This is a genomic window from Nocardia sp. NPDC004860, assembly GCF_040609015.1.
Classification (GTDB): domain Bacteria; phylum Actinomycetota; class Actinomycetes; order Mycobacteriales; family Mycobacteriaceae; genus Nocardia.
The window spans coordinates 246180-259936 of sequence record NZ_JBEXJI010000001.1 but is presented as its reverse complement, the minus strand read 5'-3'; the positions used below and the strand labels follow the sequence as shown (position 1 = coordinate 259936).

Below are 13757 nucleotides of genomic sequence, written 5' to 3'. Positions count from 1 at the left end.
GTTATCTCCGTCGACCGGGGTAAATCGGCACGAACAACTATCGATCAGCGCCGAGCCGTGGCCCCGCTCAGGTAGTGCTGTTCGGCCGGCGTGGTGACCATTTGCGCGGTGGTCATGGTGGCGGGGGTGTGCACCGAGATGGTGTGTGGGGCATCAGGGTGCTGGACGATCGTCACGTCGGCGTCGGGTTGGTAATCGGCGGAGATGGATTCGTGGATCGTGACCACCGTGGCCGAGCCCGGGGGAGCGCTGGCCGGGACACCGTCGAAGACGATGACCGTGGCGGCCGGGTTGGGGAGGCGGCCGGTGATGGCGGTGCCGCGGGAGCTGTGGGTTACCGAGGAGGCCAGGGAGAGTGCGTGCGGGGCGGCGACATTTGTCACCATGCCCTGCCAGGCTCCCGGGCGGGAAGTGTGGACCACCGCGCCGGCGCCGAGGGCGATAGCGCGGAGGATGACCTGTTGGGCCAGTTGGAGGCTGGCGATGATGTCGATGCGGCGGGAGCCGTCGCCGATGAGGGGGACCGCGATGCCGCTGCCGGTGGCGTCGGCGCCGATCAGCTGGCCGCAGCCGGCTGTCGGCATGGTGATGTCGGTGAGGACGTCCACGGGGCCGCGGTAGCCGCTGGGGCGAATCTCCTGAGTGCCATAGGCGAGGATGTCCATGAGCGCCCACATTTGGCGGCGGGGTAGTTCCTTCAGACCCGCGACCGGGGGTTCGCCGTGCTCGTACGGGGTGTCGTAGCGGACTCGGGCGTCCACCTCGATGATGCTCGCGGGCTGACCGGGCTTCGCACCCGGCTCGGGGACCGGTTGCAGGCGGACGGTCACGGTGGTGGCGAGGCTGCGCACGGCCCAGATCTTGGCCAGGCCATCGGAATTGAACAGCTGGGGATCGATCTGGTAGCTCGTCAGGTGAACCCCGTTGTGCTCCAGGTTGTCCGGGTGCTCGGTGAATTCGCCGACAGGAATACCGCGGGTGAGCTCACGCACTGCGGTCGTCATCTCGGACGTGGTCAGTACCGACGCCGTAATGCCGTGCCCGGCAAGGCGATTCGCGACCCGTCGGGTGGCGACCAGCGCCGAGCGCAGGGCGCCCTCGGGACCGCCACCGCGATTGTCGACGGCCTTGGCGTTGTCGAGCGGGTTCAGGCGCAGCACCAGCCACATGGTGCGGTGTGCGATGGCGGGCAGCGGGCCCAGGATCTCGTCGTAGAGGCGGCCCAGCGGTGCGATGCTGGCCGCGTAGCCGGAGATCACCGCCTCGGTGCTGGCGGTGCGGGTGCCGGTGCTGATGACATCGACCGAATGCAGCTCGACATCGTATTGCCGCAGGCAGGCCGCGATCTCGTTGAGCGGCAACAGCTGATCGGTACTCAGTGAACCGCGCCGCAGCAACGTCAGCGTGTCCGGCGGCGGATCGATGCGCAGCATGGTGGTCAACAGCGTGCCGTCCCAGCGCAATCCGCAGCTGCCGCCATCGGGCAGCGGGACGTCGACCAGGGCGTTCTCGTCGAGACTCGCGCGCCGTGCCTGCTTCCAGCGATACCCGACCCATCGACCCAGCCGCAGCCCGATCGGCGTGCCGGCCACCGGGACCAGTCCGATGAGCGCGGGCACCAGCCCGGCCACCAAGGCCGCCCACCAGGGTGCGCGCAGCGCCACCACGACCAACGAGACCGCGACGCCGATCAACGCCACCGGAATCACCAGGCGCAGCGGCAGATTCCGCAGCAGCCACAGATCATCCGAACGCAGCTCGGCCGCAACGGCATCCGCCGCGGGTCGGTGCGCTGCGGGCTGTGAGCGCTGCCCCTGAGGCTCCACGGGCTCCGGTGCGGACTGCGCCGCCGGGGGACGCGGTTGCGGCGGCGCCGGTCGCGGCGGCGCGGCTACGGGCGAGCCGCCGTGCGAGAACGCGTCGAACCCGCCATGCCCGAAATCGCCGTCCCCGCTGCGTGAATGGCCGCTCGCCGCACCGCTCGGCGCGAAGTTGCCGCCGGGCCCGAAGCCCGGCTCGCCCTGTTCGTATTCTCGTGGTTCGCCCGGACCGTAGCCGCCCGGACCGCCCTGCGGGTAACCGCTCGGCGGCCGGCCGTGCCGACCGTCTCCGGAGTAGCCCCCATCCCCGACTTGGTTCCCACCACTTCCGCCCGGCTGATAGCCGCCCGCTCCCCGCGGAAAGTCGTTCACAGTTCAGTTGCCCCTCAGTCGGCGGCCGACGATAGGTTGAGTGACGTGAGCAGGGTGCTCAGCGCGGCCTTCATGTCGGGGCCCTCGATCCGCATGAGCACCGACTCGTCGACGGCGCTCAGATCGATGGATTCGTCATTGGCCAGCCGGAATTCGCGTTCCTCCTCGGCGGCCTCGATCAGGTTGCGGATGAAACGGCCGTTGCCGGCCACGTCGACACCGCGGCGCGGTTGCCCGCTCTGGTCGGTGCTCTCCATGGTGTAGAGCTTCTCGCAGGTCGTGACCAAGGCGCGCAGTGCGTCCTCGGATAGTTCCGAATCCCGCTTGGACGCGACGACCTCGCCGATCCGGCCGAGCTCTTCCGCCGTGTAGGACGGGAACTGGAGCCGCTTGGCGAAGCGGGAGGCCAGACCGTCGTTGGCGGCCAGGAAGCGGTCGATCTCGCCGTCGTATCCGGCGATGATCACCACCAGGCGGTCGCGGTCGTTCTCCATGCGGGCCAGCAGCGTGTCGACGGCCTCGCGGCCGAACGCGTCACCACCCGAAAGACCCTGCTGGATCAGGGTGTACGCCTCGTCGATGAACAGCACGCCGTCCATGGCGGTGTCGATCAGCGCGTCGGTCTTGATGGCGGTGGAACCCAGGTGCTGGCCGACGAAGTCGGAACGCTTGGTCTCGACGACCTTGTCGGTCTTGAGAATGCCCAGGCCGCAATAGATCTTGGCGACCACGCGCGCGATAGTGGTCTTACCGGTTCCGGGCGGGCCGGTGAACGCGAGATGCTGACCGCGCGCGGAGCTCGAAAGTCCCTTCTCCGCACGGATCTTCGCGAGCTGCGCGCTCGACTGCAGCTTGGCCACCTGCGTCTTCACCGCGGCCAGGCCGATCTGCTTGTCCAGCTCGGCGCGCGCCTGCGCCAGGATCTCCTTGGCCCGGTCCTCGTGCTCGGCGGCCTGCTTCTCCTCCAGCGAGGGCGCCGAGGCCGGATCCCACCTGTCGGTGCGGGCCTCGATCACCTCCTTGGTGGTGAGGGTGATCCGGTAGGTGCGGTCACGCATGGCCGCGGTGTTGGCGTCGAAATCCGGTGCCTGCGAATACACCTTCTCGAACAGCGACTGCGCCTCATCGGCCTGACCCTGTTCGCGCAGGCACAGGCCGCGGCAGAACATGGCCGCGGTGCGCGCGGCCGGAATCGGGCCCGCCTCTGCGGCTTCCATCCGGCGAATCGCCTCACCGAACAGACCCAGCTGCGCACACGCTGTGCCGACCATCACATGCGCGCCGGCCGCCAGATACGGGTCTTCCCAACCCTCGGAACCGGCCAGCACGGTCATCACATCCGGCCAGCGCTGAGTGTTGTAGTGCAGGATGCCGCGCACGTACTTGGCGATGCGGCCGTCGATTTCGAAATCCGGCTCGGAAGCCCGTGCCCGCCGGTGCTTTTCGAGTTCGCCGAGCACCTGCTCGGCCTCGTCGTACTGCTTCTCGGCGATCAGATGCGCGGCCCACGCCAGATGGATCTCGGTGAAACCGGCCAGCGGGTAATCGATGTAGAGGCCCGGCAGGAAACGTCCGGCAAGCTGTCGCGGCGCCAGCCCCAACCGGCGCTGTTCCCGCCCCAGCGAGACGGTGCTGCACTTGTACAGATTGCTCAGAACATCCTTGGTGACCTCGCCGGCGGCGGCCCGGCCCAGCCAGGCGTCGGCCATGGTGGGGTCCCATTCGGTCGCGCGCTGGAAGGCGAGTTTGGCGTAGTCGAGGTCCCGGTTCGACTCCTGGCCCTCGATGCTCAACCCCAGTGACAGCACTCCCGCATCGAAGGCGCGTTGGGCCTGGCGAGTGTCGATCATCCTAGTCGAACCCCGAATTCGTCGAGCCTGGTTGGTCTTTCGTTCACAATCCCCACCCACACCATGCGAATCGCACGGCTGCGGACAGTCGGATACATTATGGTTAACCGCCCTGGGCGGGCAACTGTTGAGAGCTACAGGGGAGCAGTTCAGCTAGTGACAGCACAGTCGATCAGTGGCCCGCGGGCGGCTGAACCCGAATTGTGCCGTGTGTCCGTCATCGGGGGGAATACCCAGCTCGACGTCGGTCTGCCGGCCAACGTTCCGATCGCCGCCTTCATCGGTGATCTGGTGCGCCTCATCGAATCCCGCAATCCGGACCCGATCGGCGGCGAGGAGGGGGGAACACCACTCCAGTCGCAGCATTGGACGCTGGCCAAATTGGGACGCGACATGATCGCGCCCAGTCAGACGCTCAATGACGCCGAGATCTACGACGGCGAATTGCTGGTGCTGCGGGCGGTTTCCGCCAAGGAAGCGCCCGCGCTGTTCGACGACGTCATCGACGCCGTGTCGAGGCTCACGGCCGAGGAGTTCCGCAGCTGGTCCGTGACCGCCGCACGGTGGACCGGACTGGTGGCCGGGGTGGCCGCGGTCGCGTTCGCGGTTGTGCTGGGGCTGATCTCGCGATCCGGGGGCGACAAGTTCGTGGCGTCGCCGCTGCTGCTGGGTGGCGCCGTCGCCGCGCTGGTCGCCGCCGCCATCGCCATGCGCAAGTACGCCGACGAGCTGACCGCGACCGTGCTCACGCTGTGCATGCTGCTGCTCACCTTCGGCGGCGCGGCGCTGGCCGTGCCCGGCTCGGTGGGCAGTCCGCACCTCATGCTCGGCGCGGCCGCGACCCTGCTGCTCGCCGTGGTCGGCTACCGCATCATCGGGGCCGGCGCCGCGGTGGTGTCCGCTGTCGTGACCGTGGTGATCCTCTCCGGAATCGGCGCGGCCGTGCGGATGATCTGGGATGCCGGAGTGCCGAAAGTGGCTGCGGGCGTACTGGTCGCGTCGATCATCGTGCTGTCGATGGTGCCGCGGCTGGCCGCCATGCTGGCGCGACTACCCGTGCCGCCGGTGCCCACCGCCGGCGCCGCCATCGATCCGGCCGACCACGAACCTCGCCCCACCATCGAGGGCATCGGCGCCATCGGCGCGACCGTGCTGCCCTCCGCGCACGGACTCGGGCAGCGTGCCCGCACCGCCAATCAGTTCCAGACCGGCATCGTCATCGGCAGTGCGCTGGGCGCCGTCGCCGGTGCGCTCGGCACGGCCGACCCACTGCACTCCGACCGCTGGCAGGGTATCGCCCTGGCCGTCGTCATCTCGATCATTCTCTGCCTGCGCGGACGCTCGTTCGCCGATCTCACCCAGGCCGCCACGCTGATCGCCAGCGGCTGTGTCACTTTCATCGGTCTGGCGGTGCTGCTGGCACTGTCCGATGACGGGATGCTGCTCGTCTCCGCCGGACTGCTGCTGGTATTCGCGGTGGGAGCCGTCGGATTCGGCGTCATCGGCCCGCACGTCGAGGTCACCCCGGTCACCCGGCGCTTCAACGAGCTGTTCGAATACGGCCTGATCGTGTCGATCGTCCCGTTGGTGCTGTGGATCATGGACGTCTACTCGACGGCTCGGAACATATGATTCGGCGTCCCGGAAACTGGGCGCGAACACTGTGTGCGGGGGCGATTCTCGGCGGTGCGCTGCTGGGGCCGCAGGGCACCGCGGCGGCCACCGTCACCCAGCCCGATCCCGACCTCTCCCATATCGGGGATGCGCAGGCGCTGGCCGGCAAGCCCGCGCCACCGGTGCCGACCCAGAAGAACGCGGTCTGTGTCGAACAGTCGCTGAAGGGTGACACCCCGCGCGATGAACCCGTCGCGCAGAAGGTGCTCGACCTGCCCGGGGCCTGGCAGGCCAATCCGGGGCCGAACCACAGGGGCGCGGGGCAGAAGGTCGCGGTGATCGACACGGGTGTGAATCGGCATCCGCGGCTGGCGAACCTGCAGGGCGGCGGGGATTACGTCTCCGACGGAGACGGCACCACCGAGGATTGCGACGGCCACGGCACCCTGGTCGCGGGCATCATCGCCGCTCAGCCCAGCGCGGACGACGCGTTCGTGGGAGTCGCGCCGGACGCGGAGATCCTCTCGATCCGTCAGCTCAGCGACGCCTACAAGGCCAAGGACTCCAATGGCGGGGACACGCCGGGCAGCATGAGCAAGTCGGGGTACGGCAATATGCAGACCCTCGCCGCGGCCGTGGTGCGCGCGGTGAATATGGGTGCGACCGTTATCAATATCTCCGAGGACGCCTGCACGGCCGCCGGTGGCGACACCGCGGACAGCGCGCTCGGCGACGCCGTGCGGTTCGCCTACGAACAGAACGTGGTCGTGGTCGTCGCCGCCGGCAATGTGGACCAGGCCAATGGCTGCGGAACGCAGAACGACCAGTACAGCAATACCAAGACCAGCTGGGACAAGGTGAAGACCATCTCCAGCCCGGCCTGGTTCAACAAGTACGTGCTGGCGGTCGCCTCGGTCGATCCCAGCGGCGGACCCTCCAGCTTCTCGCTCTACGGCCCGTGGGTCGGTGTCGCGGCGATCGGGACCAACATCGTCTCGCTCGACAACAAGCCCGGCGGAACCGGGCTGGTCAACGCCACCGGTATCGACTCGGGCCAGAAGGCCATCAACGGAACCAGTTTCGCGGCGCCGTACGTGGCGGGCCTGGCGGCGCTGGTGCGGGCGAAGTACCCGGACTGGACCGCGCGGCAGGTGATGAACCAGATCATGCTCACCGCGCATCAGCCCGGCACCGGCCGCGATGACCGCGTCGGCGCGGGCCTGATCGATCCGGTCGCCGCCCTCACCGCGCAGTTCCCGGCGAGCACGCTCACGGCGGACACGCCCGAGCTGCCGATCCATGTCGGGGCCGCGAAATCCCAGGCCTTCCCCACACCGCAAAAGCCTGTCGGCCCAGCGCGATTGCCGCGGCTGGTCGCCACCGTCGGAACCATTGTCTGTCTGTCCGCGCTGGGAATCGGTCTCGCCGTGTCGATTCCGTTCCGGCGACGCCGCCGCGACGACGAGCTACCCGACCTCGATTCCTAACGACCGGAGAAATACCCATGGCTACCGAAGGTTTCGTGCGCCGGCCCCGCATCGCCCCACCCCGCGCCCCGGGCGGTGAGATGGCGCTGACCGCGCCGCCGGAGATTCCGCGTCCGGTGCCCGCGCCGCTCATGAGCAAGCTCATGCCGGTCGTCATGGTCGTCGCCATGATCGGCATGCTCGCCATGATGAGCTTGATGGGCCGGTCGATGCTGTCCAACCCGTACATGATGATGATGCCGATGATGATGATCATGTCGATGGCCGGCATGCTCATGGGTCAGCGCGGCAGCAGCAAGAGCTCCTCGGAGCTGAACGAGGAACGCAAGGACTACTTCCGGTACCTCGACCAGACCCGCCGCGAGGTCCGGCGCACCGGGCAGAAGCAGTTGGAGACGCTGGTCTGGAGTCATCCGGAACCGGCGGACCTGCCGTCCATCGTGGGCACCCGGCGCATGTGGGAGCGGCGGCCCAACGATCCCGACTTCGGGCATGTGCGCGTCGGCATCGGCACGCATCGGCTCGCGGCCAAGCTGGCGCGGCCGGAAACGGGTCCGCTGGAGGATCTGGAACCGGTGTCCACCGTGGCGTTGCGGCGTTTCGTGCGAACGCATTCCGTGGTGCACCACCTGCCGACCGCGGTGTCGCTGCGCGCCTTCCCCGCCATCAATGTGGAGGGGCCGGCCGAGGATACGCGCGGGCTGGTGTGGTCGATGCTCATGGAGCTCACCGCGTTCCACGGCCCCGACAACGTCGCCGTCGCCATCGTCACCGCCGAACCCGACTGCGAGGTCTGGGCGTGGGCGAAATGGCTGCCGCACGTGCAGCATTCGAGCCAGCGCGACGGCATGGGCGCGGCCCGCATGATCTACGGCTCGCTCGGTGAGCTGGAGACGGCGCTGGCCGACGATCTGCTCGAACGCGGGCGGTTCATGCGCAATCCGCAACCGACGCAGGGGCGCATGCACCTGGTCGTCATCATCGACGACGGATATGTCAGCGGCAGTGAGCGTTTGATCAGCGAGTCCGGTCTGGACGCGGTCACCGTCATCGATCTGAGCGCCGCCGAGAACAGCCTGGCCGCGCGGCGCGGGCTGCAGCTCGTCGCGGCGGGGGGAGAGGTGTTCGCCAAGAGCGCGGCGGGCACCGAGAAGTTCGCCAATGCCGACAGCGTGACCCTCGCCGAGGCGGAGGCGTTCTCGCGCAGCCTGGCTCGCTTCCGCCTCGCCACCGCGGCGCAGATCGTCAGCCTGGGCGACAACACCTCCGCCGCCGACCCCGGTCTGATGAACCTGCTCAAGATCCCGGACGCGTCCCAGATCGACCCGGCCAAGGTGTGGCGGCCGCGCGCCGGACGCGAGCGACTACGTGTGCCCATCGGCATCACCCCGGACGGGACGCCCGTCGAGATCGACATCAAGGAATCCGCCGAGAACGGCATGGGGCCGCACGGCCTCTGCATCGGCGCCACCGGTTCGGGTAAGTCGGAATTCCTTCGCACACTGATTCTTTCGATGGTCACCACGCACTCGCCGGATCAGCTCAACCTGATCCTGGTCGACTTCAAGGGTGGTGCGACGTTCCTCGGTATGGACCCGCTGCCGCACGTGGCGGCGGTCATCACCAACCTCGAAGAAGAGCTCTCGCTCGTCGACCGTATGCGCGACGCGCTCGCCGGTGAGATGAACCGGCGGCAGGAACTGCTGCGCTCCGCGGGCAACTTCGCCAATGTCAACGAGTACGAGAAGGCCCGCGCGGCGGGCGTGCCGCTCGACCCGCTGCCCGCGCTGTTCGTGGTCATCGACGAGTTCTCCGAATTGCTCTCGCAGAAGCCGGATTTCGCGGATCTGTTCGTCATGATCGGCCGACTGGGCCGCTCGCTCCACGTCCACCTGCTGCTGGCCTCGCAGCGGCTGGAAGAGAACAAGATGCGCGGCCTCGACTCGCATCTGTCCTATCGCATCGGTCTGCGTACGTTCTCGGCCAACGAATCCCGCGCGGTGCTCGGCATCACCGACGCCTATCACCTGCCCGGTGTCCCGGGTTCCGGCTACCTCAAGAGCGACGCCTCGGATCCGTTGCGGTTCAACGCTACCTATGTATCGGGTCCCTACGTCGCGCCCCGGGCCGCCCGGCAGGCCGCGGACGGCACCACCGTCGTCGAAGCGCCGCCGCGCGAATTCACCGCCGCGATGGTCGAAATCCTCGAGCAGCCCGAACCGGAGAACCCGCTCGATCCGCTCGACCTGCTGCCGCCCCCGCCGCCGACGGGCGACGAAGGCCTGCCCGACAGCCTGCTCCAGACCGTCGTGAAACGCCTGACCGGTCACGGTCGCCCGGCCCACGAGGTCTGGCTGCCGCCGCTTGACGAGTCGCCGACCGTGGACATGCTGCTGCCGGATCCGGACTGGCGGTCGCCGGTCAACCGGCACGGGCAGCTGTGGATGCCGATCGGCATCATCGACAAGCCCTATGAGCAGCGCCGCGACGTGCTCACCATCAATCTCGCCGGGGCGCAGGGCAATGTCGCCGTGGTCGGCGGCCCGCAGTCCGGCAAGTCCACCACGTTGCGCACCATCATCATGTCCGCGGCGGCCACGCACACGCCCGAACAGGCGCAGTTCTACTGCCTCGACTTCGGTGGTGGCTCCATGGCGGGTCTGGTCGGCCTGCCACACGTGGGTTCGGTCGCCGGCAAGCTCGACTCCGACAAAGTGCGGCGCACCATCGCCGAACTCGCCACCCTGCTGCGCGAACGCGAAGAGCGCTTTGCCGCCCAGGGCATCGAATCCATGGCCGAATTCCGGCGGCGCAAGCACGCCGCGCTGGCCTCGGACCGCGCCGACGACCCGGTACTGGCCGATCGATTCGGTGACGTGTTCCTGGTGATCGACAACTGGCAGGTCGTCCGCGAGGAATTCGACAGCCTGGAGCCGGTGGTCGGACAGCTTGCCGCCCAAGGTCTTTCGTACGGCATCCACGTGATCCTGGGCGCGAACCGCTGGGGCGAGATCCGCGCCTCCGTGAAGGACATGATCGGTACCCGCATCGAGCTGCGCCTGGGTGATCCCTCCGACTCCGAGATGGGCCGCCGCGTCGCGGTCAACGTCCCGCTCAACCGGCCCGGCCGCGGTCTCACCCCGGACCAGCTGCACATGCTCATCGCCATGCCGCGCCTGGACTCCGACACCAACGTCCAGAATCTGGCCGAGGGTGTGGCCGCCGCCCGCACCGAGATGCAGGCCATCTGGGGCGAACGCCGCGCACCCGCCGTTCGCACGCTGCCCGGTAGCGTGCCCCGCGAACAAGCGCTGGAACTGGCCCGCCGCCACGGAATTCAGCAGAGTCCCACCAAGGTCGTCATCGGCATCGGCGAATCCGAACTGCAGCCGATCGTCCTGGATTTCAGCTCCGACCCGCACTTCATGGTCTTCTCCGAAGTCGAATCGGGTAAAACCACGGTGCTGCGCAACATCATTCGCGGCCTGGCGGAGAGCTCCAATGCCGACACGGCCCGCGTCATCCTCATCGACTACCGCCGCACCCTGCTGGGGGTGCTGGAAGGCGACCAGCTGGCCGGGTACTCGACCTCCTCGCAGACCTGCGGCGGCATGATCAAGGAGGTAGTCAACTACCTCTCCAAGCGCATCCCCGGCTCCGACATCACCCCCCAGCAGCTGCGCGATCGCGACTGGTGGACCGGTCCGGAGATCTACGTCGTCGTCGACGACTACGACATGGTCGTCGCGGGCGGAAACCCCCTGGGCGCCTTGGTGGAACTCCTGCCGCAGGCCCGCGACATCGGCCTGCACGTCATCATCTCCCGCAACATGGGTGGCATCTCCCGAGCCCTCTACGACCAGGTCCTGGGCTCGATGAAGAACCTGTCGGTCCCCGCCCTCCTCATGAGCGGTTCCCGCGACGAAGGCAAACTCATCGGCGACATCCGCCCCATGCGCCTCCCACCCGGCCGCGGCATCCTCTGGTCGCGCTCCCGCGGCGACGAAATGATCCAAATCGCCGACCTCCCCGCGCTGTAACCGGGTGGCGCACAAGGAAGTCGCATGAACATCGGCCCCGGCTCGATATCCGGCGGCCACCGCATCGAACGCGCGCGCTCGGCAGCGGCGGAATGGGCACGGTCTACCTGGCCGCCCACCCCGCCCTGCCCCGCCGCTACGCCGTCTGGCCCTCTCACCGAGGACCTCGAATTCCGTGCCCGGTTGGACCGCGAAGCGAATCTCGCCGTGACCCCCGACCCTCCGAGCATCGTCGCCGTCCACCGCACGCTGTCTGCGGACGCGCGACCTGCCGAAAGCGTCTATGCCAGTGACGATCCGAAACTGCGCCGCTGAGATGCAATAGCCACAGGGATCACGTGGTTGCCGGGCCCGGCTCGGTGATCGCGCCGGGGAGGGCGCGCAGGAGTGGGTTGTGGGTGAGGGACCAGATGGTGGTGGGGTCCGGGTTCAGGGTGAAGCGGGTGGTCTCGCCTGCTGCCAGGGTGAGGGTTGGGCGCGTCGCGACTGGGTGGGGCCAGGCTGCGGTGGGGCGTTCGAAGAGGGCTCGGGAGGGGCCGGTGGCTTCGGGGCCGGCTATGCGGGCGAGGTGGAAGCCGGCGCGGAGGTAGTAGGCGTGGAGGTCGGTGTTGGTGGTCCAGGCGTCGAGGCGGACCCAGGTGCGGTGTTGTTCGCGGGCCAGGTGGGCGGCGTGGGCCAGGAGGGTTTCGCCGACGCGGATTCCGGCGAAGCGCAGGTCGACGATCATGTAGTGGATGATCACGGCGTCGGCGAGTTCGCCGGGAGACCAGAGGTTTTCGTCGGCGCGGTCGTTGACGGTGATGGTGCCGGCCGCTTCACCGTCCACCTCGGCGATCCAGGTCTCGTCCTGGCGGACCGCGTGGGCCACGGACCGGACGAAGGTCTCGATGGGGAGTCCTCGCCCCGCCCGCGTCCACTGGTCACTGCCGCGCGCCGCCAGCCAGCTCGTACGTTGCAGCCGGAACCGGGTGATGGTCCCAAGATCGGCAATACGGGCGCGGCGCAGGTGCGGTTTCATGGCGAACCGGGTAGCCGGGAATTACCGAAGGAATGGGAATTTCCGGACGGAAATGGAGCGCCCAGAGTTTTACGAATTATGTCCGTTCCTTCGTCATCGCCCAATTCGTATGCCAATCGGTTGCGGGCCGCTGTGGAACGATGGCGCGTCACTCGAGTGACGCGATCGTGATTCGCTCCGATGCGGAGATGGTCGAGCAGTAGCGTACCCGGGCCCACGCCCAGCAGCGCCGCCTCCTCGGCCGTGGCGGGTCGGGCGACGATGGTGTCGCGATGGGCGGTCTCGGCGAATCCGCGTTCGGCGAGCCGCCGCGTGGTGCCCTCCGGGATGTCGTATGGTGCGTCGATTCCGGTGGCCTCGGCCAGATCTCGCGGATAGAAGCTGACCTCCCACGACCACGGCTCGTTGTCCAGATACTGCATGATCGTGCGCGACACGACCCACTCGTCGCGCGCGACACCCAGCCAGTGCGCCACTTCCGGACTGGCCGGTTCCATTCTGGCGCTGAACTGTTTGGACGGCTCCCGCCCCGCGGCGCGCGCGATCTCGGAGAAGATGTCGTGCGCGGCCTTCGGCCGGTCCGGCCGAATATGGTTGGTGACAACGGATTCCAGCACTTCCTGACTGCGCACGATGGTGCCCCGGGAAGTGGCTGTGTAAACCAGGTTTTCGGCAACCAAGAGTTGAATTGCGTTGCGAGCTGTCGTAATCGAAACCTGCATCTGGTCGGCCAGCTCATTGTGACTCGGCAGTCGATCGCCCGGTTCCCACTTGCCGGCGCGGATCTCCTCGCGGAGGAGGTCTGCGATCCGTTGATATCTCGGACCGTCCGCCATCTCGCTCCTCGGTTGTTGCTTCAAGGCTCAGAAGTCTACTCCGGTAGTACTACTGCCGTGTAAGGCTTGACACCAGCATTCTGAGGTTTATTGTAATGAACGTCCTGAATGCGGTGTTGTTATACGTCGAAGAACGCGAGGCAACGTGGCAGGTTCGGAGACAACAAACACGGTCGTTGTGGCATTGCCCGACGTGTCCGCTTCGTATGCGGATATGGAGGCGCAGCCCTTGGCTGCCGGCCTATTGCCGACCTCCGACCTACTACTGCGCGCTTGTCGCGGTCACCGGGTGATCGGCGGACCCCTGCTGTGGTTCGCCCACGATCTCGCGGTGCTGCACGAGCGGCGGCTGGTCGGGCGCGGCGGTATCGGTCCGGAAACCGATCCCACCTCGATCGTCGAAACAAAGCGCCGCCGAATCGAATTGGTCATGGCCATCGACGACTGGATCGTGCGCTCGGTTCCCCAGCATCGGCTGGGTGCGACCCTGCACACCGAAACGGTCGGTTCGGTCATCGATCGCCTCGCAGAGGCTTCGGTTCGGGCTCATCACGCGTTGATGACCCTTGACGCGAATGATGAAATGCTACACGGCGCTTGGCACCATTTAGCCGAATTGTCGGACGCTTACGACGATCTCGTTCGTGATGTGCTCGCCGGTCGGCGGCGGCTCCCCGCCTGGTAAATAACGCAACAACTGTGCGGTCCGGGCCCGAGGGC

At 67.7% G+C, this 13757-nt stretch carries 9 protein-coding genes; 5 read left to right on the top strand and 4 right to left on the bottom strand.

What is annotated here, in order from left to right:
- Positions 1 to 44: 44 nt before the first annotated feature.
- Together eccE and eccA are read right to left on the bottom strand one after the other, a co-directional pair.
- Positions 45 to 2192, bottom strand: coding sequence for a type VII secretion protein EccE (gene eccE / locus ABZV44_RS01160; RefSeq protein ID WP_354830407.1), 2148 nt, complete (start codon positions 2190 to 2192; stop codon positions 45 to 47).
- A gap of 14 nt (positions 2193 to 2206) precedes the next feature.
- Positions 2207 to 4042: a type VII secretion AAA-ATPase EccA gene (eccA, locus tag ABZV44_RS01155; RefSeq protein ID WP_354830406.1), complete on the bottom strand. Its 1836-nt coding sequence runs from the start codon at positions 4040 to 4042 to the stop codon at positions 2207 to 2209.
- Positions 4043 to 4252: 210 nt separating this feature from the next.
- On the opposite strand from eccA, the gene eccD reads away from it, so the two are divergent.
- Genes eccD through ABZV44_RS01135 form a run of 4 tightly spaced genes read left to right on the top strand, consistent with a single transcriptional unit; the run spans position 4253 to position 11498 of the window.
- On the top strand, positions 4253 to 5674 hold the full coding sequence (gene eccD, locus ABZV44_RS01150; RefSeq protein WP_354830405.1) for a type VII secretion integral membrane protein EccD: 1422 nt from the start codon (positions 4253 to 4255) through the stop codon (positions 5672 to 5674).
- Positions 5671 to 7143: a type VII secretion-associated serine protease mycosin gene (gene mycP, locus ABZV44_RS01145; RefSeq protein WP_354830404.1), complete on the top strand. Its 1473-nt coding sequence runs from the start codon at positions 5671 to 5673 to the stop codon at positions 7141 to 7143. Before eccD ends, mycP begins: the two co-directional genes overlap by 4 nt.
- 17 nt (positions 7144 to 7160) lie before the next feature.
- Entirely contained in the window at positions 7161 to 11183 is a 4023-nt protein-coding gene (gene eccCa, locus ABZV44_RS01140; protein ID WP_354830402.1) for a type VII secretion protein EccCa, read from the top strand.
- 24 nt (positions 11184 to 11207) lie between these two features.
- Complete coding sequence (locus ABZV44_RS01135; protein ID WP_354830400.1) at positions 11208 to 11498, top strand: hypothetical protein; 291 nt, start codon at positions 11208 to 11210, stop codon at positions 11496 to 11498.
- A 19-nt stretch (positions 11499 to 11517) separates the two neighbouring features.
- Here the strand turns inward: ABZV44_RS01135 and ABZV44_RS01130 are convergent, their stop codons facing one another.
- Positions 11518 to 12201 carry a GNAT family N-acetyltransferase gene (locus tag ABZV44_RS01130; protein WP_354830398.1) on the bottom strand — a complete coding sequence of 228 codons (684 nt, stop codon included), beginning with the start codon at positions 12199 to 12201 and terminating at the stop codon, positions 11518 to 11520.
- On the bottom strand, positions 12198 to 13037 hold the full coding sequence (locus ABZV44_RS01125) for a GntR family transcriptional regulator (protein WP_354830397.1): 840 nt from the start codon (positions 13035 to 13037) through the stop codon (positions 12198 to 12200). The genes ABZV44_RS01130 and ABZV44_RS01125 overlap by 4 nt, the downstream gene beginning before the upstream one ends.
- A gap of 331 nt (positions 13038 to 13368) precedes the next feature.
- Here ABZV44_RS01125 and ABZV44_RS01120 point away from each other — a divergent pair, with 331 nt between their 5' ends.
- Positions 13369 to 13722, top strand: a complete 354-nt coding sequence (locus ABZV44_RS01120; protein ID WP_354830395.1) for a DUF4254 domain-containing protein — start codon at positions 13369 to 13371, stop codon at positions 13720 to 13722.
- Positions 13723 to 13757 lie beyond the last annotated feature (35 nt).